At 58.0% G+C, this 25,231-nt stretch carries 14 protein-coding genes; 10 read left to right on the top strand and 4 right to left on the bottom strand.

Features of this window, described 5'->3' with window-relative positions; all coding sequences use genetic code 11:
- The first annotated feature begins 216 nt into the window (after positions 1-216).
- Positions 217-1,758: a hypothetical protein gene (locus tag FHN83_RS17645; protein WP_139564516.1), complete on the top strand. Its 1,542-nt coding sequence runs from the start codon at positions 217-219 to the stop codon at positions 1,756-1,758.
- Between the two features lie 227 nt (positions 1,759-1,985).
- Here FHN83_RS17645 and FHN83_RS17650 read toward each other — a convergent pair whose 3' ends face one another.
- From FHN83_RS17650 to FHN83_RS28245, 3 genes are all read right to left on the bottom strand, one after another.
- The gene (locus tag FHN83_RS17650; RefSeq protein WP_139564517.1) at positions 1,986-2,441 is read right to left on the bottom strand and encodes a hypothetical protein; all 456 of its coding nucleotides are present in this window, start codon (positions 2,439-2,441) and stop codon (positions 1,986-1,988) included.
- Positions 2,442-2,734: 293 nt separating this feature from the next.
- Entirely contained in the window at positions 2,735-3,256 is a 522-nt protein-coding gene (locus FHN83_RS17655; protein WP_139564518.1) for a hypothetical protein, read from the bottom strand.
- 223 nt (positions 3,257-3,479) lie between these two features.
- Positions 3,480-6,803, bottom strand: coding sequence for a peroxidase family protein (locus FHN83_RS28245; protein WP_176556503.1), 3,324 nt, complete (start codon positions 6,801-6,803; stop codon positions 3,480-3,482).
- A gap of 573 nt (positions 6,804-7,376) precedes the next feature.
- Between FHN83_RS28245 and hydN the strand changes: the two genes are divergently transcribed.
- From hydN to FHN83_RS17690, 6 genes are all read left to right on the top strand, one after another.
- Complete coding sequence (hydN, locus tag FHN83_RS17665) at positions 7,377-7,922, top strand: electron transport protein HydN (RefSeq protein ID WP_139564519.1); 546 nt, start codon at positions 7,377-7,379, stop codon at positions 7,920-7,922.
- Positions 7,923-7,960: 38 nt separating this feature from the next.
- Complete coding sequence (gene fdhF / locus FHN83_RS17670) at positions 7,961-10,111, top strand: formate dehydrogenase subunit alpha (RefSeq protein ID WP_139564520.1); 2,151 nt, start codon at positions 7,961-7,963, stop codon at positions 10,109-10,111.
- Between the two features lie 3 nt (positions 10,112-10,114).
- Positions 10,115-12,337 carry a carbamoyltransferase HypF gene (gene hypF / locus FHN83_RS17675; RefSeq protein WP_139564521.1) on the top strand — a complete coding sequence of 741 codons (2,223 nt, stop codon included), beginning with the start codon at positions 10,115-10,117 and terminating at the stop codon, positions 12,335-12,337.
- Positions 12,338-12,357: 20 nt separating this feature from the next.
- Positions 12,358-13,371 carry a HoxN/HupN/NixA family nickel/cobalt transporter gene (locus FHN83_RS17680; RefSeq protein ID WP_419146421.1) on the top strand — a complete coding sequence of 338 codons (1,014 nt, stop codon included), beginning with the start codon at positions 12,358-12,360 and terminating at the stop codon, positions 13,369-13,371.
- Positions 13,372-13,521: 150 nt separating this feature from the next.
- Complete coding sequence (gene fdhF / locus FHN83_RS17685; RefSeq protein WP_139564523.1) at positions 13,522-15,669, top strand: formate dehydrogenase subunit alpha; 2,148 nt, start codon at positions 13,522-13,524, stop codon at positions 15,667-15,669.
- Positions 15,670-16,381: 712 nt separating this feature from the next.
- Positions 16,382-16,843: a hypothetical protein gene (locus FHN83_RS17690; protein WP_039031415.1), complete on the top strand. Its 462-nt coding sequence runs from the start codon at positions 16,382-16,384 to the stop codon at positions 16,841-16,843.
- Between the two features lie 544 nt (positions 16,844-17,387).
- Here the strand turns inward: FHN83_RS17690 and FHN83_RS17700 are convergent.
- Entirely contained in the window at positions 17,388-19,628 is a 2,241-nt protein-coding gene (locus FHN83_RS17700) for a TonB-dependent siderophore receptor (protein ID WP_139564524.1), read from the bottom strand.
- Positions 19,629-19,883: 255 nt separating this feature from the next.
- On the opposite strand from FHN83_RS17700, the gene fes reads away from it, so the two are divergent.
- The 3 genes from fes to entF are packed head-to-tail and all read left to right on the top strand — an operon-like array spanning position 19,884 to position 25,176.
- Positions 19,884-21,089, top strand: coding sequence for an enterochelin esterase (gene fes / locus FHN83_RS17705; RefSeq protein ID WP_139564525.1), 1,206 nt, complete (start codon positions 19,884-19,886; stop codon positions 21,087-21,089).
- Between the two features lie 11 nt (positions 21,090-21,100).
- A complete protein-coding gene (locus tag FHN83_RS17710; protein WP_039031412.1) occupies positions 21,101-21,313 on the top strand; it encodes an MbtH family protein in 213 nt (70 codons plus the stop codon).
- A complete protein-coding gene (gene entF, locus FHN83_RS17715) occupies positions 21,310-25,176 on the top strand; it encodes an enterobactin non-ribosomal peptide synthetase EntF (protein WP_139564526.1) in 3,867 nt (1,288 codons plus the stop codon). Before FHN83_RS17710 ends, entF begins: the two co-directional genes overlap by 4 nt.
- Positions 25,177-25,231: the final 55 nt, after the last annotated feature.

The following is a 25,231-nucleotide window of genomic DNA, read 5'->3' on the forward strand; positions in this document are numbered from 1 at the left end:
AAAGCGATATCTTCTATTCTTACTTAACTGATATGCATGCTTCCTGAGCGACTACTTCGTGCTAGAAGCAGGAACTGCAGATTTAAACGAAGCACAATGACTAATGGTGCAATATGAGCCAGATAATTCCGATGTGAATGCCTAAGAGTTGTTATAATAAGCATAATGTTTTAAAAATTTATGAATTTTTACATTTAACTTAATTGAGAGGTGATAATGGGTGCCAATGGTTCTTTAGCAGTCTTCGCCATACTTCTTGCATGGTTTACTCTTTTAACAGAGGAGAAACGTGTTGATTTGAAATTACGAATATCTAAACTTAATATTTTATTTATTATTTTTTTAATATTGACAATCTTGGTGGTTATATATTCTAAGGTTTTGATAAAGATTTTCCCTGTAAAACCTATACCTTGGGTATTAGGTTTTAACGAAGATACATTGTCTTTTAGTTGTCTTTGTATCATAATTGCATTTTTTGGAATTAAGATCCTTGGCAAACGAGTACCAAAAGCAAATCTCACCTATTGGATCACCGTTTCGGAAAAATATCTTCGCGCAAAAAAAATAGAACAACTGGGATATCTTTTTGATAAATACCATGAGCAATTATTCGATATAATTAGTAATAAAAAATGGTATGTACGCGTACACTTTTACTTAAATCCTTCATTGTTTTCTATGGTTGTAGATAAGGAAAATATAAAAAAAATACGATTCAGAAAAATCAGGAAGTTTCTGTCAAAGTTTTTTCCTTATAAAGACAAAAACCAAGAAGTCATTCAGCTAAATATATCTAAGCTTCTGAAGTCAAAATTTTTTGCCCATCATTTAATTGATACTCATCCTCACGTAGCAATCAAGGCTACCTGTCTAAGGTTTAAGGATAATAATGAATATAATACAAGTTTATTTATGTATTTAATATCTAACCCAAATAGCATTATGTATAGAGAGTTACGAGATAACCAAAATCGATCACATACCGGGGAGTATGAACTTGACGAAAGTAATGCCTTACTTAATTTTTATTTAAATGATATTCGTACGGCGATAGATGTAGCGATATGGAAACCTGTAGGTGATTATGTAATTAGCTACATTAAGAAACAGAAAGGAAATTCTAACTTTTACAATCAATCGGATAATTACTTTTCAAGTAGTGATGAGCGTTGGGAGTGCCCAATTTTCGCTGGGTTGGTTTTTTTCGATGTCATGGTATCTACAGCTATATTCAAACGTTCAAAATATCATATGTGGCTCATGTACTATCGTCTTTTTTTAAAGGAGATTCTTGAGAGCCATGAAATATCTTGTAGCATAGATATTAATAGAGAGTTTCCCATGCGATTTGATTATCTAATGTATGAGTTAATCTATAATTGCAATATATGGGTAGGTGCGACAGAACACCTGAACTATGATGGTAGGACAAGAGAAGAAATAGAGCAATCTCCTGAGTACGTTGCCTCTACTACTTTGGGGGAAATGATGTTTCTGATCATTGCTTCAGACAAATTGCAAAAGAAGCAAAAAATATATTTTTTAGAGATCGTCATTAAAAGAATGAACTCCCTTGATCAAAATAAAAAGAGTTTTTACTCTGAAGAAATTTTCAACAATCTTATCCGGCCGTACTCTTTTGCAGCCGTTGATACAAATGCAGTAAATGAATTATGGCAACTTTATAAAGGTGTTGATCATGTTCTAAAAAATGAAAGTTCAACTTTTGAAGTTGAACTTTCAAAAATACATTAGAGAATTAATAGCTTATAGCATTATATTCATCCATCACCTGCACAATATAGGCAGGTGATGTCCTGCTTCCAGTTAACCTATCGAACAAAAAACATATTGTTTAAGTATAACAATAATGACAACTTCCGATCTTCGCTCTCTGTAGACCTTCATTGTTTAATAAAGGAGCTCGCCACAGCCCCTTCACCATCTTTGAATAGAAAGCCTTTACCAACTTACAGCCACACTCAGTGCATCGTAATATAAGGCTCCTTCACAAACTCATCCAACAACCAGACCAGATCATGCAGCAGTCCCGCCAGTTCTTTCTCAACGCTGGCGGCCAGTGTGCCACCCAAAATGGCCTGCACCAAAGCCAGTGCATAATCAACCTGGGGAGCGGTATCCTGCCAGCAGTCCGGCATACAGGAGGTGAGTGTTTCCCCCTGGATCAAGTGCGCGAGAAGGTGCCGCGGGAGATCCGCATCGCAAAGTTCACGCAACTGGCGCAGGGCGTGCAGCAGACGTTCGCAGAGCGCAGTGCGGGATGAACTGTCGTCGGTTTCAATCAGTATGCTCACTAGTGCAGCGCAGTGATCGGCGACCTCAAAGATATCTGCTTCAGCGGTAAGGGGCATGATGGTGAGGTGGTCATTAACAATTTCGTCAGAGTGACAGTAAGTCAGAATCTGGATAGTAGCCATATTGGGCATCCTCTCTAAAAAGTCGCTCTGTAGAATTCGGGTTCCTACGCCCGGTTGCGGATGTGCCGCAACGCAGTCACTTTACGAGCCTGATAACGGGAATAAAAGCGTTAACCCTGAATTACATAGGGTTACTTTGAGGTTTGCGAGGCGCCTTCCAGAAAGGCCATGCCGGGGGCGCTTCGCTTGCCCGGCCTACGATACTTGCCGCACCTTCGGCAGCCACAGCGAACACGCCAGAATTGTCATCGTCATAAATCGAAAATTAATACAGATTAGGAAGGGTTGTTAAATCAGCCAATCTTCCAGAACGGGCGACTGCAGATTTTTTTAACATTCCAGTATTTGACCTGGTTGTTGCCATATTTATTGACGACTTCATCGGAGTTTACGGCCGCGTCAGGAACAAAGTCTGCAGGGACCTGAACAGCCTTGTTTCCTGAGACGATATAGTAATACTTTCCAGCTTCGGGAATGATTGAGGAGTGAGTACTTTGAATGAATTGTCCTGAACTTTCGAGTTGCGACACTGAGTACAGGACATCCGGTTTTACCTTACTTACCACTATGTTCCCTTTAGCCTGAAAAACATTTGAGTCAAGTTCATAGCGATCGGACATGTCGTAGCAATTATCTTTGCTGTTCAGGGTATAAGAACCCAGATAAATGGTCCCTACATTTCCCGCACGGTTGAGAACGTACAAGGTCGCAGCATCTTTTCCCGTGTAGTTATCATAATCAAAAGGTAATACCTTGGCACAACCTGTAAGCCCAACAGAGATAATTGCTAAAGTCAGGGTTTTATTCAGTTTCATATCGTCCTTAATTCCGTGTGATTTTTTTTGTCCCTGTTTAATACAATAATTTTCATTGATTTCAAAGGGTAATACCCATAATTCCGGGTGTGTAGCGGGGAGGGTTGGGCGGTTTTGGGATTATCCTTAGTGCTGTTTATTGTGCAGGCACCAGCACAAGCCTAATAACAAAACTAAAAAATGCAGTTCTGTTGGCCTGTGCTGGCGCGACTTAGTCTTCCCCTTATCCGATCAACACAAAATCATGCATATCGACGGTGTTAGCCTTTACGTTCTCCAGCGTAATGATATTGCCATTAGCCGGGTTGCCGAGGGTTATCAGGGTGCTGTTCCCGGCTCCCCCGGCAATACTGACGCTGCTGGCAAAGTTCGCCGCGCTAATGCCCAACGCACTCAGATCGAGATAGTCCTGTCCGCCGCTGGGATTGCTGTCGAAGCCGCCGGTAATACGGTCTCGCCCGAAGCCTGCGCTAAAGACGAAGGTGTCATTTCCGGCACCCCCGTTCAGGATATCGTCACCCTGGCCGCCCTCGAGCCTGTCGTTACCCGCTCCGCCTGTCAGCTTATCGTTACCGGCTCCGCCCTGAAGGTTATCGGCGCCGTCACCTCCATCGAGGGAATCATTTCCCGCGCCGCCGTTCAGCTGGTCGTTTCCTCCCATCCCATACAGCGAGTCATTGCCGCTGCCACCGGTGATGGTATTGGCAGTGGCATTCCCTTTGCCGGTGAAAGCGCCTGTCCCGGTGAACACCAGGGTTTCAACGCTGGTGGTGAGCGTGTAATTGTTGAGGGTGGTCTGGACAACATCATTGGTCCCGCTATTGAGATCTTCCTTGACGATATCTTTTGTATTATCAACCAGATAAATATCGTCTCCGGCACCGCCTGCCATGGTATCGGCACCCGCGCCACCCTCTAGCCTGTCGTTGCCCGCTCCGCCTGTCAGCTTATCGTTACCGGTCCCGCCCTGAAGGATGTCGGCACCGTCACCTCCATCAAGGGTGTCATTACCGCTGCCGCCGTTGAGGCTATCGTTGCCGGCCCCGCCGTTCAGCGTGTCGTTACCGGCCCCACCGTTCAGCACGTCGTGACCGATCCCGCCATTGAGGATGTCATTGCCGTTCCCGCCGTTGAGGACGAGGTTGTTGTTGGCAACAACCGGCGGTTTACCGAGCTGGCTGGTCCCGAAGATGTCCTCGGGAAGATTGGTCAGGCCGGTGTTGCGTGCCACGATGGCGGCAAAGCCCTGCTCCTCGAGGACGTCGTAGAAGTCCAGATGTTCCACGCGGTCGATATAGTAGAGCCGGTCACCTTCCTGAATGCGGTCAAGTTGCTCGTGGATGATGACCCAGAAGGTCTGGCCCACCACGCCGCCATTAATGTGCTTCTCGGCGAGTCCGCCCACGAACAGATCCACCCTGTCGATGCCCTTGACGGTGTTGCCGTTAACAAACTGATAGCCAGGGTTGGCCGCCAGGAAGCCGGCAATCTGCGAATCCTCCAGCACGAGGTCCGGATAGGCCTGTTTGAACTGCGCAATGACGGTGTCGCTGAGGTTGTTCCGGGCCTGGAAGTCCTCCCATGAACTGTATGGCGTGAGATCGACGGCAAAGCTGACCGCCTCCTTCACGTAGGGATCGCGGGAGGCCAGCAGGTCGGCGCGGATCTGGTTCATCGAACCCAGACCAACGTCCCACTCGCGGGCAACGTCGAAGGCGAACACGTCAGCACTCATACGCACCAGGTCGTTTCGCACAGCGTCGACGATATTGACGTCGACTTCTTCCGCCGCCTGGACAACACCTCCGGCGATGATCCCGGCGGCACCCAGTTGCTCATAGCCTGGTTTTGGAGAGTAGGGCAGTTGCGATGCAGGGAATTTGAACGCGCTGGTGTCGTTGGTCGGGTTGAGGAACGCGTCAAACAGCGGGACCTCCGTGGCATTGCCCTGCGCGTCGAGCACCGTCAGCGTCTGGCCGATTAGCGAATGACCGAACCGGTAAGCGGCCACCGCAAACTCGTGCGAGACGCGGGCATCCGTTTCCGGGTTGTACTCGACGAAGCCGTGATCGCCTTCGCCTCTCATGCCGCCCAGCAGCTTGTCGGCAAAGTCGGTGTAAATAACGCGCTGATATTCCGCCTCGTTGATGATCTTGGCCGCCTGGAACAGCTCTTCCGCGGTTCCCACAAATCCGGCCTCGAGCAGTCCGTTGACGTGGAAGTTGTGGTTCCGCGCCCAGATGTTGTGCACCGCAGTGAGGGCGATGTTCTCGTTCGCCCGTCCGTCACCCGCCACGTAGTGGTCGAGCAGGTTGATAAAGGGGTTGGTGTCGAGCAGCAGCGCAAAGCCGCTTTCCATGAAATTAGCGGTCATGGCAGGGAGCATCGACTGGTTGATCGCGCCATTGCTGTCGACCAGTCCGGCGTAGTACTCCCGGAAGGTGGCGTTGTGATCCCCCGGCAGCGAGGTGTCGGAGAACAGCGTGTTGTTGTTCCAGTGATGCAGGATCAGTTCTCTCAGCGTAGGCAGCAGCTTAAAGTTCGGATTGGAGGGATCCAGTCCGCCCTCCAGCAGCTTGCCCGTAAACCCGCCCAGCCCGTCGCCTTCGCGCAGGAACTGGCCGACGAGCTCGTTCGAGCCGTAAGTCTGGTTCTGGTCAGCGAATGGCGAGGTCTTATTGAGATGCTGCGGGATGCCGTTGGCATCAATGCTGTCAACGGTGCCGCGCGTCAGGTCCGCGGGGTTGGGCACCGAGCCCGGCGCGCCAATCTGGATGGTTCCGTTCCCGCCCTTGGCGAGGAAATCGAGACCGTGATCGAAGTACTGACCGAAGGCCGTGAACAGGCTGTTCACGTTGGCGGCGTTGCCGGAAAGCTCTGCTTCCTGGGTGCCAAGGGCATCGCTGATGGCACGCGGATCCAGCCCGGCGAACAGGGGGTTGATGTCGCGGTTGTGCGTGGTCTCGTTGTAAGCGCCGTAGTGCGCGTCGGTGAGTCGTATAAACGGCTGATCGGCTGAACCATAGTCAAGGTGAGTACGGTTATTGCCGGTGCCTTCGAGATCGCGGATCCCGAGAGCATCGTTGTCTTCACCGCCTTCGCGCCCGTTGACGAGCTCCTTCAGGCTGGCGACATCGCTGGCAGTGAGCGGGAAGGCACCGTCGCCGGCAACATCGTCTTCGCCGCCGCCGTCATCATCGTCATCCCCCGATGATTTATTGCTCGCCAGGATAACGGGTTCGGCCGCTTTTTTCACTTCAACCGTGGATAAGAGGGTGGCCGTCTGGTCAGGGATAATCTTTGACGGCGGCGACGCTGTCCCGGTGTATTCCGCTTTATAGGAGGGAGTAAACAGGCGCTGAAAGCTGTGATCTGTCGTATCAGGCTTGTCCTGTCGTGTGACCAGATTACTGAATCCAACATCAGGGGGGCTCGTACTGACTGGCACCTGGCTGAGTATATTGGCGTTGGCTCCGTCGAAATACGCTTGAGTTATCGCGTTTTGCTGGAGGAGATATTTAAGGTCATGCTTTTTGACATTGTTCATGTTCATTACTCTCAATAATGATTATGACAAGGCATGGAAATGCGCAGCCCGCATTACACGCCTGGATTTGCTAAATAACATATGCACTTAGCTTCTCTTGTTATATCGCGACGCGTCCCTGGCTAAATTAATAAAGTCAAAAAGCAACAGCCTTCAATAACTATCCAGCGATCCAATAACAGATGTGAACTTTTCCAGGAAGATATTTGAGGAAACCCCCGATAATAATTGATTATTAATTTGGCCAGGTTAAAAACAATAAGATAAAAGTTTAAAGGCAGTTCTGATAAATAATACGTTACTATCACCGCTTCGCTGTTATGGCGAAACGAGCGTATATCCTGGGTAATTATAATAATCGTAAGCGTGCTTATTTATTCGCGAAAATAAGTGAGTGAATAGCGTTGTATTATCACAGGATGGTCATTCACTACCCCAACGTCACTCCTGTCATCGTCACTTCTGACGATGACACCTCCCAATCAAACAAAAACCCTGTAAATTCAATACATTAAAATCTGGCGCGATTTATGCATACCTTCCCGCGCTTATAATCATTGCCGGAGTTAAAGGATGAATCGCTTTATCATTGCCGATGCCAGCAAATGCATCGGCTGTCGTACCTGTGAGGTGGCCTGCGTTGTTTCCCACCACGACACCCAGGACTGCGCGTCGCTGACCCCGCAGAACTTCCTGCCGCGCATTCACGTCATCAAAGGCGTCAACGTCTCCACCGCCACCATGTGCCGCCAGTGTGAAGATGCCCCCTGTGCCACCGTCTGCCCGAACGGGGCGATCACCCGCGATAACAATTTTGTGCACGTCCACCAGGAGCGCTGCATCGGCTGCAAAACCTGCGTGGTCGCCTGTCCTTACGGCGCGATGGAAGTGGTGCTGCGGCCGGTTGTCCGCAGTATCGGCAGCGGGCTGAACGTCATGTCGGAAAAAGCCGAAGCCAACAAATGCGATCTCTGCCATCACCAGCCGGACGGTCCGGCGTGCGTGCAGGCCTGTCCGACCAACGCCATTGTCTGCATCGACAGAAAAAAACTTGAGCAGCTGAGCCTGGAGAAACGCCGTCGGGCGGCTCTGGACAACGTCTCTTCCATGATGCTGTAAGCATTGCTTTCTTTTCACTTTTAGCAGGTCTGTTACTGATGAAAAAAATCACCAGCGTTTGCCCTTACTGCGGTGCGGGCTGCAAATTAAAACTCGTCGTTGAGAACAATAAAATCGTCCGTGCCGAAGCGGCAGAGGGCGTCACTAACCAGAATCAGCTGTGCCTGAAGGGCTATTACGGCTGGGACTTTCTCAACGACACCCGCATCCTGACGCCGCGTCTGACGCAGCCGATGATCCGCTACCAGAAGGGCGGCAAGTTTGAGCCGGTCTCCTGGGAGGAGGCCATTCGCTACACCGCCCGGCGTCTCGGCGAGATCAAGGCGAAGTATGGCCCGCGCGCCATCATGACCACCGGCTCGTCGCGCGGAACGGGGAACGAAACCAACTACGTGATGCAGAAGTTTGCCCGTGGGGTGCTTAACACCAACAACGTCGACTGCTGCGCCCGGGTGTGCCACGGGCCGAGCGTTGCCGGGCTGCAGGAGACGCTCGGCAACGGGGCGATGAGCAACTCCATCAGCGATATCGAACACTCAAAATGCCTGCTGATCTTCGGCTACAACTGCGCCGACTCGCACCCCATCGTCGCCCGCCGGGTGATCAAAGCCAAACAGAACGGCGCGAAGGTGATCGTCTGCGATCCGCGCAAAATCGAGACGGCGCGCATCGCCGATCGCCATCTGCAGATCAACAACGGCTGCAACATGGCGCTGGTCAACGCCTTCATCTATACGCTGCTGGAGGAGAACCTCTACAACAGCGACTACGTGGCGCGCTACACCGACGGGCTGGAAACGCTGCGTGAAACGGTGCGCGACTACGCTCCGGAAAATGTCGAAAGCATCACTGGCGTCAGTGCCCGGCAAATCCGCGATGCGATGCGCATTTATGCCGCCGCGCCGTCCGCCACCGTGATGTGGGGGATGGGTGTCACCCAGTTTGGTCAGGCGGTGGACGTGGTGAAAGGGCTCTCCACCCTGGCGCTGCTCACCGGCAACCTCGGGCGCGAACATGTGGGCGTTGGCCCGGTGCGCGGCCAGAATAACGTCCAGGGGGCGTGCGACATGGGGGTCATTCCCAACCAGTTCCCCGGCTATCAGGACGTGACCGACCCGCAGGTGCGGGAGAAATTCGCCCGGGCGTGGGGCGTCGATCCCGAGCGGATGGATGACCAGGTGGGCGTGCGCATCACCGAAGTGCCGCACCTCGCGCTGGAAGGGAAGGTGAAAGCCTATTACATCATGGGGGAAGATCCGCTCCAGACCGAGGCGGACCTGGGCCTGGTGCGCAAAGGCTTTGCGGCCCTCGACTTTGTGGTGGTGCAGGACATCTTCATGACCAAAACCGCCGAGGCGGCGGACGTGCTGCTGCCCGCCACCTCCTGGGGCGAACACGGCGGAGTCTTTACCTGCGCCGACCGTGGCTTCCAGCGCTTTGAAAAAGCCGTTGAGCCAAAGTACGACGTCAAGCGCGACTGGGAGATCGTCAGCCTGATCGCGACAGAAATGGGCTACCCGATGCACTACCGCGACAACCAGCAGATCTGGGACGAGATGCGCGAACTCTGTCCGCTGTTCTACGGCGTGACGTACGAAAAAATGGGCGACATGGGCCACGTCCAGTGGCCTTGCCCGACGCTCGACCATCCGGGCACGCCGTGGCTCTACGAGGGCAACCGCTTCGACACGCCGAACGGCAAAGGCCAGCTGTTTGCCGCCCCGTGGCGCAAACCTGCGGAAATGCCGGACGCCGACTACCCGCTGGTGCTCTGCACCGTGCGCGAGGTGGGTCACTACTCCTGTCGCTCCATGACCGGCAACTGCGCCGCGCTGCAGGCCCTGGCGGATGAGCCGGGCTTTGTGCAGATGAACCCGCAGGATGCGGCAAAACTGGGTATTCAGGATCGCCAGCTGGTGTGGGTCAGCTCCCGTCGCGGGAAGGTGATCAGCCGGGCGGACGTCAACGAGCGCATCAATCAGGGCGCGGTCTACATGACCTATCAGTGGTGGATTGGGGCCTGTAACGAGCTGACCCAGGACAACCTTGACCCCATTTCGAAAACGCCGGAAACCAAATACTGCGCGGTCAAAATCGACGCCATCGCCGATCAGCCCTGGGCGGAAAATTACGCCCAGACCACCTATCACGACATGAAATCACGCCTGCGTGAGGCGGTAGAGAGTTAATCAATGAGTACAAACGGCACGCTGGTGCGCATTCGCGGCAAAGTCCAGGGGGTGGGATTCCGCCCCTGGGTCTGGCAGGTGGCGCAGCAGCTGGAGCTTAAGGGCGACGTCTGCAACGACGGGGACGGGGTGGAGGTGCGCCTCGTCGGTGAGGCGCAGGCTTTTATCCGCCAGCTGGCCGCCGGATGTCCGCCGCTGGCGCGCATCGACGACATCAGCCAGCAGCCCTGGCGCTGGGCGCAGCGCCCGGTGGACTTCACCATTCGTGCCAGCGCCCACGGCCAGATGACCACCCAGGTGGTGCCGGATGCCGCCACCTGCCCGGCGTGTCTGGCCGAGATGAACGATCCGCACGAGCGCCGCTACCGCTACCCGTTTATCAACTGCACCCACTGCGGGCCGCGCTTCACCATTATCCGGGCGATGCCCTACGACCGCCCGGCCACCACCATGGCGGCGTTTGCGCTCTGTCCGGCCTGCGAGGCGGAGTACCGCAACCCCGCCGACCGGCGCTTTCACGCCCAGCCGGTGGCCTGTCCGGACTGCGGGCCGCAGATTAGCTGGGTGAGCGGTGCGGCGCGTGAGGAGCGGGAGCCCGCCCTGCAGGCCGCTGTGTCAATGCTGAAACAGGGCGGGATCGTGGCTATAAAAGGGCTGGGTGGCTTCCATCTGGCCTGTGATGCGCAAAACCCTGCGGCGGTAAATACCCTTCGCGAGCGTAAGCGCCGCCCGACTAAGCCGCTGGCGGTGATGATCCCCGAGCGTCTGGCGGTGTGGCTGCCTGCTGACGTGCAGGCGCTGCTGCGCTCCCCGGCCGCGCCGGTGGTGCTGGTGGCTAAACACACGCTGTTTTGCGAGGCCATCGCCCCCGGCCTTAACGAGGTGGGGGTGATGCTGGCCGCCAACCCGCTCCAGCACCTGCTGATGCAGGATCTCGATCGCCCCCTGGTGATGACCTCCGGCAACCTCAACGGCTGTCCGCCAGCGTTGACCAACGACAAAGCCCTGCGCGATCTGGCCGGGATCGCCGACGGCTGGCTGCTGCACAACCGCGATATCGTCCAGCGCATGGACGACTCGGTGATGCGCGCCAGCGGCGAAATGCTGCGCCGCGCCAGGGGCTTTGTGCCGGATGCGCTGCCGCTGCCGCCCGGTTTTGAGCATGCGCCGTCGCTGCTCTGTCTCGGGGCGGATCGCAAAAATACCTTCTGCCTGGTGCGCGGCGGGCAGGCGGTGCTGAGCCAGCATCTGGGGGATCTGCATGATGACGACGCACAGGCCCAGTGGCAGCAGGCGCTGACCGCCATTCAGGACATCTGGCAGTTTACCCCCGAGCGGGTGGTGACCGATGCCCATCCCGGGTATCGCTCCACGCAGCTGGGGGAGGCGATGCCCTGTCCGCAGCATCGCGTGCTGCATCACCACGCCCACGCCGCGGCCTGCATGGCGGAGCACGGCTGGCCGCGCGACGGCGGGGATGTGATTGCCCTGGTGCTGGACGGTATCGGCCAGGGCGAGAACGGCGCGCTGTGGGGCGGGGAGTGCCTGCGGGTGAACTACCGCACCTGTGAAAAGCTGGGCGGACTGCCTGCGATGGCGCTGCCCGGGGGCGATCTGGCCGCGCGCCAGCCGTGGCGCAACCTGCTGGCCCAGTGGCAGGCGTTTGTGCCGGAGTGGCCGACCCTGCCGCAGACCGCCCTGCTGGAGAATAAACCCTGGCAGCCGCTGGCCCGGGCCATCGAACGCGGGATCAACGCGCCGCTGGCCTCCTCTGCCGGTCGGCTATTCGACGCCGTGGCAGCGGCGCTGAACTGCGCCCCGGAACAAATCAGTTATGAAGGGGAGGCTGCCTGTCGGCTGGAGGCGCTGGCCCTGAGCGCCGCGCCGCAGAGCCATCCGGTTACGATGCCGGTGCGCGACGGCGAACTGGATATGGCCACCTTCTGGCGGCAGTGGCTGAGCTGGCAGGCGTCTGACGCTGAGCGGGCGTGGGCCTTTCACGACGCGCTGGCTAAAGGGCTGGCGACGCTTGCGGGCGAACATGCCCGGCAGCATCAGCTTTCCACCATTGTGTGCAGCGGGGGCGTGCTGCACAACCGCCTGCTGCGGGAACGTCTGCAGTTCTGGCTGAGCGATTTTACCGTGCTGTTTCCCGGGCGGCTTCCCGCCGGTGACGGGGCGGTGGCATTTGGGCAGGCAGTGATTGCCGCCGCGATTTTTTCTTGAATCTGGATCTGACTATGTACATGAAATATTTCAATAACCATCCCAAAGCCATGGCGCTGATGCTGGCGTTAATCGCAACCAACATTCTGGCCTGGGCGCTGGCCTTTTACCTCTTTCACGCCACGCCGTCGCTTCTGGCGGCCAGCCTGCTCGCCTGGTGCTACGGCCTGCGCCACGCGGTGGATGCCGACCACATCGCCGCCATTGATAACGTCACCCGCAAGATGATGCAGCAGGGCAAACGCCCCTGCGGCGTGGGGGCCTGGTTCTCGCTGGGGCACTCGACGATTGTGGTGCTGGCCTCCATTGCCATCGCCGCCACCGCCACGGCGTTCAGCCGCAATATGGAGTGGTTCCACGAAACCGGCGGCACCATCGGGACGGCGGTCTCGGCTTTCTTCCTGCTGGCGATGGCGCTGGTGAACCTGGTGATCCTGCGCGACGTCTGGGGCAGCTTTAACAAAATGAAGCGCGGCGAAAGCGTGCCGGATGCGGTGTCGTTTGCGCAGGGCGGGGTGATGAACTGGCTGTTCCGCTCGGCGTTCCGCCTGGTCACCCGCAGCTGGCACATGTATCTGGTGGGCTTCCTGTTCGGCCTCGGGTTTGATACTGCCACCGAGATCGGCGTGCTGGGGATCTCCGCAGCCGGTGCCTCCAGCGGCATGTCGGTGTGGGCGATTATGGTCTTCCCGCTGCTGTTCACCAGCGGCATGGCGATGATCGACACCCTCGACAACCTGATTATGGTGGGTGCGTACGGCTGGGCGTTCAACAAGCCGCAGCGCAAGCTCTACTACAACATGACCATCACCGGCACCTCGGTGGTGGTGGCGCTGTTTATCGGCGGGCTGGAAGCGCTGGGTCTGCTGGCGGATAAGCTGGGCCTGGAGGGCGGCCTGTGGAACGGCGTCGCGGCGCTGAACGACAACCTGGGCAACGCCGGGTTTATCGTGGTCGGGCTGTTTGTCGCCTGCTGGCTCATCTCTCTGATTAACTACCGCTTTAAAGGCTACGACGCTCTGATTGTCCGCTAACGTCATCCCTGTCCGTTCGTCATGACACTTTTGACGAACGGACCTCTCACCTTCATTTATCCCACTATTTTTCAATGACTTAATTTAATATTTCAGGCTGGCATAGTTAATGCATAGCGCTGGGGACATATTACCAACGGAGTAACACCGATGAAGAAAGTCGTCACGGTTTGCCCCTATTGCGCATCGGGTTGCAAAATCAACCTGGTGGTCAATAACGGCAAAGTCGTCAAGGCTGAGGCAGCACAGGGTAAAACCAACCAGGGCGATCTCTGCCTGAAAGGGTATTACGGCTGGGATTTTATCAACGACACCAAAATCCTCACCCCGCGCCTGAAATCGCCAATGATCCGTCGCGAGCGCGGCGGCAAGCTGGAAGCCGTCTCCTGGGACGAAGCGCTGGACTACGTTGCCGGCAAGCTCAGCGCCATTAAGGCCGAGCACGGCCCGGACGCGATCATGACCACCGGGTCATCGCGCGGCACCGGGAATGAAACCAACTACATCATGCAAAAATTTGCCCGCGCGGCAGTCGGCACCAATAACGTCGACTGCTGCGCGCGCGTCTGACACGGCCCATCGGTTGCAGGTCTGCACCAGTCGGTCGGTAACGGCGCAATGAGTAACTCCATTGTCGGTATTGAGAATGCCGATATGGTCTTTATTTTTGGCTACAACCCGGCGGATTCGCACCCTATCGTGGCGAACCGCGTGATCAAAGCCAAACGCAACGGGGCGAAGATTATCGTCTGCGATCCGCGCAAAATTGAAACTGCGCGCATTGCGGATATGCATCTGGCCCTGAAAAACGGCTCCAACATCGCGCTGCTTAACGCGATGGGGCACGTGATTATTGAAGAACAGCTCTACGACCGCGCGTTTGTGGCGGCACGCACCGAGGGCTTCGAGGAGTATCGCAAGATCGTCGAAGGCTATACGCCGGAGTCCGTTGAGGCGGTCACCGGGGTCAGCGCGGCGGAGATCCGCCAGGCGGCGCGGATGTACGCGGCGGCAGAAAACGCGGCGATCCTCTGGGGAATGGGCGTGACCCAGTTCTATCAGGGGGTGGAAACCGTGCGCTCGCTCACCAGCCTGGCGCTGCTGACCGGCAATCTCGGCAAGCCGTCCGCAGGGGTTAACCCGGTGCGCGGCCAGAACAACGTGCAGGGCGCGTGCGACATGGGTGCGCTGCCGGATACCTATCCGGGCTATCAGTACATCAATAAACCGGAAAACCGGGCCAAGTTTGCCAAAGCCTGGGGCGTTGACTCGCTGCCTGCCCATACCGGGTATCGCATCAGCGAGCTGCCTCACAGGGTGGCCCACGGCGAAGTGCGCGCCGCGTACATCATGGGGGAAGATCCGCTCCAGACGGACGCCGAGCTCTCTGCGGTGCGTAAGGCGTTTGAGGAGCTGGAACTGGTCATCGTGCAGGACATCTTTATGACCAAGACCGCTGCCGCCGCCGATGTGATCCTGCCGTCCACCTCCTGGGGTGAGCACGAAGGGGTCTACACCGCCGCCGACCGTGGGTTCCAGCGCTTCTTTAAAGCGGTCGAGCCGAAGTGGGATCTGAAAACGGACTGGCAGATCATTAGCGAAATCGCCACGCGGATGGGCTACCCGATGCACTACAGCAATACCCAGGAGATCTGGGACGAGCTGCGTCATCTGTGTCCGGATTTCTACGGCGCCACCTACGAGAAGATGGGCGAGCTGGGTTATATCCAGTGGCCGTGCCGTGACGAGTCAGAGGCCGATCAGGGGACCGATTACCTGTTCGAAAAAGAGTTCTCCACCCCGAACGGGCTGGGGCAGCTCTATACCTGCGACTGGGTCGCGCCGATCGACAAGCTGACGGAAGAGTATCCGCTGGTGCTCTCGACCGTGCGTGAAGTGGGGCACTACTCCTGCCGCTCGATGACCGGTAACTGTGCCGCGCTGGCAGCGCTGGCCGACGAGCCGGGCTATGCGCAGATCAACACTGCCGACGCGGAGCGTCTCGGCATTGAAGATGAGGCGCTGGTGTGGGTCACCTCGCGTAAAGGGAAGGTCATCACCCGCGCGCAGGTGAGCGATCGACCGAACAAAGGTGCGGTGTATATGACCTACCAGTGGTGGATTGGTGCCTGTAACGAGCTGGTGACGGAGAACCTGAGCCCGATTACCAAAACGCCGGAGTATAAGTATTGCGCCGTGCGCGTGGAGCCGATCGCTGACCAGCAGGCTGCGGAGCAGTATGTGATTGATGAGTATCATAAGCTGAAGAAACATTTGCGGGAGCTTGCTGTCGGGTGAGTGGAACATGCGGGTGCTGTGGTGGTTCCGTTCTCCATACGTTCGCTGCTTTTCTGTAAACCACGTCACCTGTGAACGTGTAAAGGGGGCTATCGCGCCCCCTTTACAATCCCGGCTCCCGGCAAAGAAAATCGCCGCTTCGCGGTCCCCTCAGCTTATGCCCTTCGGCTATCGGGTCGGGCGTGATCCTGGATCCCTGTAGGTCACGCCCTCTCGGCGCATCCCTGCGCCTCGCCCCGGCCTACGGTCAACGCCTCAGCGATTTTCAGCCGGATTCTGGCGTCGCTGTAAGTCTTTTATTCTTTTCACTTTCTTCATCGCTGGCTTTTGGGCTTGGGGTTTTGTAGGCCCGTGCAAGCGCAGCGCCGCCGGGCGGGGCCTGGCTGTTTCCATGTAATATTTTCTGTTGCTTTAAATCTTTGCGAGGCGGCTTCCGGGAATGGTTTTTCTGGGTTGTTGCCTGAAACGCATTGCCTTATCTTCCTGTTGCGCCTGCAAAATCAGGCGTCGGGATTGGAACCCTGACTGACTTTATCGATGACATAAGAGGCCTTATGTCGTACGCTCTGCTGCACTTAATGGTGGGCTGGCGGGGGCATCGTAAGATGCGCCGGTATCCGATAAAGCCGGTAGTTCCAACCTCGCTCAGTCCACCGCCACGAGATTGGAACCTCTGACGGTGGGTTTAAAAACTTTATCGGAGGCTGCCACTATGGCTACAACCCCAACCCAGGCTCACCCATTATTTACCGTACCTTTCTCCCACAACACGGATTTCACCGTACTGGCGAACCACTGTGAGCGTTTCGCTTACACCCTGCTGGAAACCGACGAACCCGCTGAAAAGCTGGCGCTGTGCGCCCGTCTTTGTGCCTGTCTCGCGCTGTTACAACCCACGCTCAACGAGCCTATCCCGGCGCACATGGTGGAACAATTCACCCTCAACGATCTGCCTTCTCGCCTGCCCGCATTCGAGCCGGAAAGCGACCAGCTGGGCATCTATTGCCAGACCGTTACGCAGCTTTTAATCAGCAACGTCCTGCCGCCGGAGATGGCGCGCGTGATGGAGGGGCTGCTGTATGACCTGGTGAGCTTTTACGCCGACACGCTCAACGCACCACGCTGGCTGCAAACGCCGGATGGACGCGTAGCAATTGATGCGTTGAAAAACTGAGTTTGTAGGCCGGGCAAACGCAGTGCCGCCCGGCGCAACAATGCCGGGTGGCGGCTTCGCCTTACCCGGCCTACCAGACCCGGCGCAATAAATGTTAACGCAATGAAATAATCACATAAAAATAAAAGGCTTACAGCGGCTCCCTGGTCCGGCTGAAAATCGCTGAGTCGTTTCCTGTAGGCCGGGGCGAGGCGCATGGACGCGCCGAGAGGGCATAGCCTGCAGGGATGCAGGCTGGTGCCTGACCCGATAGCCGGAAGGAATAAGACGAAGGGACCGCGAAGCGGCGATTTTCTTTGCCGGTAGCCCGGGTTGCCAGGGTGGTGGCGATTGAGCCACCCTGGCACGTTCACCGGTTGTGCAGTAACAGAGAAGCACGGCTCTGGAAGTGAACGGAACCACCACCGTAGCCGCATATTCCCCTCAACTCTGAGGCAGATGAACCTCAGCAGCAACTGAAAGTGAACGGAACCACCACAGCAGCCGCATGTTCCCCACCAACCCGCAATAAAAAAGGCAACTCATCGTTGCCTTTTTACTCTCATCAGAACCGCGTATTCACACTCATAAACCAGGTCCGCCCCGGCTCATTATAGGTATACGCCCCAGCACCATACATATACGCTCCCGTCGTGGTATTCCCGGTCGTCTGGGCATTACCCGCACGCCACTGGCGTTTATCGAAGACGTTATCCACGCCGCCGGTCAGGCTAACGTATTTGGTCACGTCCCAGGTCGCGCTCAGGCCGACGATGCTGTACGGGCTCACTTCATCCGTCTCAGACCCGACCGCCGGCTCACCTTTGTAGTTGTATTTCTTCGGCTGCTGCTTGCCGTACCAGGTGAAGGTGGACTGCAGCGACACATCCTGCTGTACCTGCCAGCTCAGGGTTGAGTTCAGCGTGTACTCCGGGATGATCGACAGACGATCGCCGGTCTCCTTGTTCTTGCTTTGCAGCATGTAGGTGATGTTGTTGGTCCAGTTGATGGCGTCGCTTACCGGCACGTTCAGGGTGCCTTCCAGACCTTCCACCACCGCTTTCGGCACGTTTTCCCACTGATAAATATCAGTTTTCGTTTTACCGGCAGAGGTCTGCCCAATCGGCGCGTAGCCCGCTTCAATCTTGTCGCGGTAGTCGTTGCGGAACCAGGTCACGCCCGCCAGCCAGCCGTCGCGTTTCCACTCCAGGCCGATCTCTTTGTTGATGCTGGTTTCGGCTTTCAGATCCTCGTTACCCAGCATGTAACAGCCCACGCCGTCGGCGCTCGCATAGCAACCCTGGCCCTTGCTGTAGAGCAGGTAGTTCGGGTTGGTCTGGTACAGGCTCGGCGCTTTATAGGCCCGGGCGATACCCATCTTCAGGGTGAAATCATCCCCCAGCCCCTGAGAAAGGTTCAGGGACGGGCTCCAGTTGTTGCCAACGATGGAGTGATGATCGAAGCGCAGCGCCGGGGTCAGCATGGTGCTGTCGGTCAGCTCCATGTTGTTTTCCGCGAACAGGGAGAAGATTTCCGCATCGGAGTACGGGCTGCGATTGTCGGTCATCCCGGGGATCGCACCGCCCTGCAGGGCCTGGCCGTTGGAGGACATATCCTTCATCCGCTGCTGATCCCACTCGGTGCCCAGGGTCAGGTTCTGGTTGACGATAAAGTCGATCGGCAGGTTGATCTCGCTGTGCAGCATCACGTCGGACAGATCGGTGTCGGTGAACTTATCGCTGTTAAACAGCCCCTCCAGACCGCCAGCCAGCCCTTCGCCCAGGCGGGAGTTGCGGGTGTGTTCGTACTGCGCCCAGTTGTTGGTGGTGATACCGTTATCCCAGCCGCCGGTCCAGGTCAGGGCGAAGTTCTGGCGATAGATACGGTTGGTCTCTTTGCCGTAATTTTTCTTCACCAGCCCGTTGCTGCTGTTGTCGTTGTTGGTGTTCTGGGTATCACCGGCATAGAGGTTGTTCTGACGGCTGTAGCCTGCCTCAAATTGCAGGGCCTGCATCGGGGCGAATTCCCAGCGCAGCACGCCGTTAACGTCTTTATTCTCAACGCCTTCACGTCCGGCTGGCAGCGTGTCGGCATAGGCGCCGGTACGCTCAGACTCATGACCTTGGTTGATATCCCAGGCGTCGGCCTGGGTTTTATCCAGGTTGCCGTACAGACGGAAGCTGAAAGCATCGCCCAGCGGACCGCTGAGGCTGAAGTTAGTGCGTTTGGTGGAACCCTCTTCGTTATGCTCAGGAGCATTCAGGTAGGTGTTCCAGGAGCCATGCCACTCGTTGCTGACCTTTTTGGTGATGATGTTCACCACGCCGCCCGCCGCGCCGTTACCGTAACGCGCCGCAGCCGGGCCGCGGATCACTTCGATGCGTTCGATCATCTCTGGCGGCACCCAGCCGGTATCGCCGCGGGTGTCACGCTCGCCGCGCCAGCCCAGACGGATCGAGTTACGGCTGGTCACCGGCTTACCGTCGATCAGGATCAGGGTGTTTTCCGGGCCCATGCCGCGAATATCAATCTGGCGATTGTTGCCGCGCTGGCCGCTGGTGGAGTTACCGGTAAGGTTGACGCCCGGCATGGTACGGATGATCTCGGACACGTCGCGCGCCGACGGGTTTTTACGGATCTCATCGGCGGTGATGGTGGACACGCCCGGCGCCTGCAGGTTCTGCTCGGCGGCGGTGATCACCATCGTATCTTCGTGCCCGGCGGTTTCGGCTGCCATCGCAGGCAGTGCCACACCATAAATCCCCAGATTGACCAGTAAGGCCAGTGAGTGAAGCTTGTTATTCATTGTATGTCCTGCTTTTCGATGCCGCGTTCCCCATGGCTCCGTTCCCGAATGGGTGAGGAGGCGGCAGGATGTCGCCCGCAGTCTGCGAAAACCTCTCGATCCTGAGTCAGTACGCAGCGCATGGCATGGTTATTTAAAGTTCGCGCTTCCCACAGCGCGCCCATACGCTATTGCAAATGAAAATAGTTATCAATAATATTATCGATATTGTTTATCTTTAATCAAAAAAACAGAACAGTTCATGGGGTTAAATCGGTGACGACGCTGGAGACGGGAAGTGATGCCTGGTGGCAGTCGAAACAGGGGCCCGAAGGGGTGCGGGAAGGGGACCATTATCGGGTGACGTTTTACTGGCGCGACCCGAACGGCACGGAGCAGGCCTCGCCGCTGAAAAGGGTGTGGCTCTACATTACCGGCGTGACCGATCACCACCACAACGCCCGCCCGCAGACGCTGGTGCGCATCAGTGGCACCGACGTCTGGCAATGGCAGGGCGAGTTCAGCCCCAACTGGCGCGGCAGCTACTGTTTTATCCCCTCTGAACATGATGACGACTTTGCTGATGCGGTGTTTGCCACCGACCCGCCGGACCGCATGGCCCTGCGCGAAGGCTGGCGCAAACTGCTGCCAAAGGCCATCGCCGATCCACGCAACCGGCAGCACTGGCGCGGCGGCCGCGGCCACCCGGTCTCGGCGCTCGAAATGCCCGAAGCACCGCTCCAGCCCGGCTGGGATCGCCCCGAGACGCCGTATCAACCTGCTCAGTGCATTACCTGGCAGAGCGCAAAACTCGGCAACACCCGCCGGGTGTGGATCTTCACCACCGGCGAACAGACCCCGCACGAACGCCCGCTGGCGGTGCTGCTCGACGGCCAGTTCTGGGCCGAGAGCATGCCGGTGTGGCCCGCGCTCACGGCGCTCACCCTTGATGGCCAGCTGCCGCCTGCGGTCTACGTACTTATTGACGTCATCGATACCGCCCATCGTACCCGCGAACTGCCCTGCAATCCCGATTTCTGGCTCGCCGTTCAGGACGAACTCCTGCCGCAGGTGCAGGCGCTGGCCCCGTTCAGCGAGCGGGCCGATCGCACGGTTGTCGCCGGGCAGAGCTTTGGCGGCCTCTCCGCCCTGTATGCCGGGCTGCACTGGCCAGAGCGCTTTGGCTGCGTGCTCAGCCAGTCGGGGTCGTTCTGGTGGCCGCATCGCGGTGGCCAGCAGGACGGGGTGATTATCGAACAGCTCAAAAACCAACAACTTTCAGCGCAGGGACTGCGCATTGTCCTTGAGGCGGGGCGACGTGAACCGCTGATTTTTCGCGCCTGTGAGGCGCTTTATGCCGGGCTACAGCAGACACAGCAGCCGGTTTTCTGGCGTCCGGTGGACGGCGGACATGATGCACTTTGCTGGCGGGGAGGGCTGACGCAGGGGCTGATGACTCTCTGGCAGCCGCTTATTCAATAACGGAGTCTGGTATGGAATTCAGTAACCCCTTCGACGATCCGCAGGGTCTGTTCACTATTGTGCAAAACGCCCAACAGCAGTACAGCCTGTGGCCGCAGCAGTGCGCCTTGCCCGACGGCTGGCGCGTGGCCTGTGAGCCGCAGTCGCAGGAAGCCTGTCAGCAGTGGCTTGCCGCCCACTGGCAAACCCTGATCCCGGCCCATTTTGCACAGGTGAAATCATGAGCGCACAACGTCCACTCGTGGCCGCCCAGCCGGGGATCTGGATGGCGGAACAGCTTTCCGACCTGCCCAACGCCTGGAGCGTGGCCCACTACGTCGAGCTGACCGGCCCGGTTGATGCCCCCCTGCTGGCGAAAGCGGTGGTGGCCGGAATGATGCAGGCCGACACCCTGCGCACCCGCTTTAGCGAAGATAACGGCGAGATAGGGCAGTGGATCGACGACAGCCTCATCCTGCCGGAACCGCACATCCTCGACCTGCGCGCCGACGGCGATCCGCACGCGGCAGCCCTGGCGGTTATGCACGCCGATCTTAACCAGAACCTGCGCGTCGACAGCGGCCAGCCCACGGCCTTCCACCTGTTGATTCAGGTGGCGGACAACCGCTGGTACTGGTATCAGCGCTATCACCATTTAGTGGTGGATGGGTTCAGCTTCCCGGCCATTACCCGCCAGATCGCCGCCATTTATCGTGCCTGGCTGAAAGGCGATGCCACGCCGGATTCACCCTTTACGCCGTTTGCGGAAGTGGTGGAGGAGTACCAGCGCTATCGCGACAGCGAGGCCTATGCGCGCGACGGCGCGTTCTGGGCGGAGCAGCGCAAACAGCTCCCGCCGCCGGTCTCGCTCTCCAGCGCGCCGCTGCCGGGTCGCGCCGCCACGACCGACATTCTGCGCCTGAAGCTGACCGCCGATCGTCACGCCTTCAGCCAGCTGGCAAACGCCAGCCAGAGCCAGCGCACCGACCTTGCGCTCGCGCTGGTGGCCCTGTGGCTCGCCCGCCTGACCGGGCGCATGAACTACGCCGCCGGGTTTATCTTTATGCGCCGGATGGGCTCCGCGGCGCTCACCGCCACCGGCCCGGTGCTGAACGTGCTGCCGCTGGCGGTGAACATCAACCCGCTGGAGACGCTGCCGGAGCTGGCCCAGCGCCTGGCCGGACAGATGAAAAAGATGCGTCGCCATCAGCATTACGACGCCGAGCAGATCGTCCGCGACAGCGGGCGTGCCGCCAGCGACGAGGCGCTGTTCGGCCCGGTGTTTAACGTCAAGGTCTTCGACTATCAGCTGGATATAGACGGCGTACAGGCGGTGACGCACACCCTCGCCACCGGTCCGGTGAACGACCTGGAGATGGCGCTGTTCCCGGACGAGCAGGGCGGGCTGAGCATTGAGATCCTCGCCAACAAGCAGCGTTACGATGAGGCCACCCTGGTGCGCCACGTCGAGCGCCTGCATGGCCTGCTGGCGCAGTTTGCCGCCAACAGCGATCTGCGCTGCGGCGAGGCCGAAACCGTTTCTGACGACGAATACCGCCTGCTGGAGAAGATCAACCAGACGGCGGTTCCGCTGCCGCTCACCACCCTGAGCGCGCTGGTGGCGGAGCAGGCGGCGAAAACCCCGGACGCCCCGGCGCTGGCCGATGCGCATGTGGAGCTCACCTACCGCCAGATGCGCGAGCAGGTGGTGGCCCTGGCAAACCAGCTTCGCGAGCGTGGCGTGAAGCCCGGCGACAGCGTGGCGGTGGCACTGCCACGCTCGGTATTCCTGACCCTGGCCCTGCACGCTATCGTCGAAGCGGGGGCCGCGTGGCTGCCGCTGGATACCGGTTATCCCGACGATCGCCTGCAGATGATGATCGAGGACGCGAAGCCGTCATTGCTGATCACCACCGACGACCAGCGCCCGCGCTTTGACCATCTGCCAGTAACGATTTTTAGTTACAACACACTATTACCTGCTGCGGACTCTGAACCTCTGCACCTGAGCAGGCCGGAACAGACCGCCTATATCATCTTCACCTCCGGCTCGACAGGGCGGCCGAAAGGGGTGATGGTCGGCCAGACCGCCATCGTCAACCGTCTGCTGTGGATGCAAAACCACTACCCGTTAACCGCCGAAGACGTGGTGGCGCAAAAAACGCCGTGCAGCTTTGACGTCTCGGTATGGGAGTTCTGGTGGCCGTTTATCGCCGGGGCGAAGCTGGTGATGGCCGAGCCGGAGGCGCACCGCGATCCGCTGGCGATGCAGGATTTCTTTGCGAAATACGGCGTCACCACCACCCACTTTGTGCCGTCGATGCTGGCGGCCTTTGTCGCCTCGCTGACCCCGGAAAACGTCGCCTGCTGCGCCAGCCTGAAACAGGTGTTCTGCAGCGGCGAAGCCCTGCCGACCGAACTGTGCCGGGAGTGGGAGCAGCTTACCCATGCCCCGCTGCATAATCTGTATGGTCCGACCGAAGCGGCGGTGGACGTCAGCTGGTATCCGGCGTATGGCCCTGAACTGGCGGCGGTTACGGGCAACAGCGTGCCGATTGGTTTCCCGGTGTGGAACACCGGCCTGCGTATTCTGGATGCGATGATGCGCCCGGTGCCGTTCGGCGTGGCGGGAGATCTCTACCTCACCGGCATCCAGCTGGCGCAGGGCTATCTGGGCCGTCCGGATCTGACCGCCAGCCGCTTTATCGCCGATCCCTTTGTCCCTGGCGAGCGCATGTACCGCACCGGGGACGTCGCCCGCTGGCTGGACAACGGCGCGGAGGAATATTTAGGCCGCAGCGACGATCAGCTGAAAATTCGCGGCCAGCGCATTGAGCTGGGGGAGATCGACCGGGCGATGCTGACCCTGCCGGACGTGGCCCAGGCGGTGACCCATGCCTGCGTCATTAACCAGGCGGCGGCCACCGGCGGCGATGCCCGTCAGCTGGTGGGCTATGTGGTTTCTGAGTCGGGCCTGCCGCTGGATCGCGATGCGCTGCTGGCGGCCCTGAAAACCCGGCTGCCGCCGCACATGGTGCCGGTGGTGATTTTGCAGCTGAGCGCATTGCCGCTCAGCGCCAACGGCAAGCTGGATCGCAAGGCGCTGCCGCTGCCGGAACTGACGGTTAAAGCCCAGGGGCGCGCTCCGGAAACCGATGCCGAATGGACCATTGCCGCCGCGTTCTCGGCCCTGCTGGGGTGTGAGATCAACGACACCGAGGCGGATTTCTTTGCCCTCGGCGGCCACTCGCTGCTGGCGATGCGTCTTGCTGCCACCCTCAGCCGCCACTTTGCCCGTCAGGTAACGCCCGGCCAGGTGATGGTGGCCTCGACGGTGGGCAAGCTGAGCGCCCTGCTGAGCTCAGAGATGAGCGACGAGCAGGCGCAGCGTCTGGGCTACGAGACCATTTTGCCCCTGCGTGAAAGCCACGGCCCGACGCTGTTCTGCTTCCATCCTGCCTCCGGTTTTGCCTGGCAGTTCAGCGTGCTGGCCCGCTACCTGAGCCCGCGCTGGTCGATCACGGGTATCCAGTCGCCGCGACCGGGGCCGATGCAGGACTGCGCCACCCTGGACGAGGTGATCGAGCAACATCTGGCGACGCTCCGCGCGCAACAGCCGCACGGGCCTTACTACCTGTTCGGCTATTCCCTGGGCGGCACGCTGGCGCAGGGGATTGCCGCGCGTCTGCGGGCACAGGGAGAGGCCGTGGCGTTCCTCGGCCTGCTCGATACCTGGCCGCCGGAGACGCAAAACTGGTCCGAGAAAGAGGCTAACGGTCTGGATCCGGAAGTATTAGCGGAGATCGAGCGTGAGCGGCAGGCGTTTCTCGCCGCCCAGCAGGGTCAGGCGTCCGGGGAGCTGTTCAGCGCCATCGAGGGTAACTACAGCGATGCGGTGCGCCTGCTGACCACGGCGCACAGTTCATCGTTTGACGGCAAAGCGACGCTGTTCGTCGCCGAGCGCACGCGAACCATGGATCCGCATAAAGCCTGGGCAACCTGGGTGGAAGAGCTTGAGGTGTATGCTCAGGACTGCGCCCACGTGGATATCATCTCCCCGCAGGCATTTGAGCAGATAGGACCGGTGCTGAAGGAGATTCTGGGGTAGTAAAACCGCCCGGCGGCGCTGCGCTTGCCGGGCCTACGGGTTTTGTCGGCCGGGT

It is taken from the genome of Leclercia adecarboxylata (assembly GCF_006171285.1).
Lineage (GTDB): Bacteria > Pseudomonadota > Gammaproteobacteria > Enterobacterales > Enterobacteriaceae > Enterobacter > Enterobacter barmai.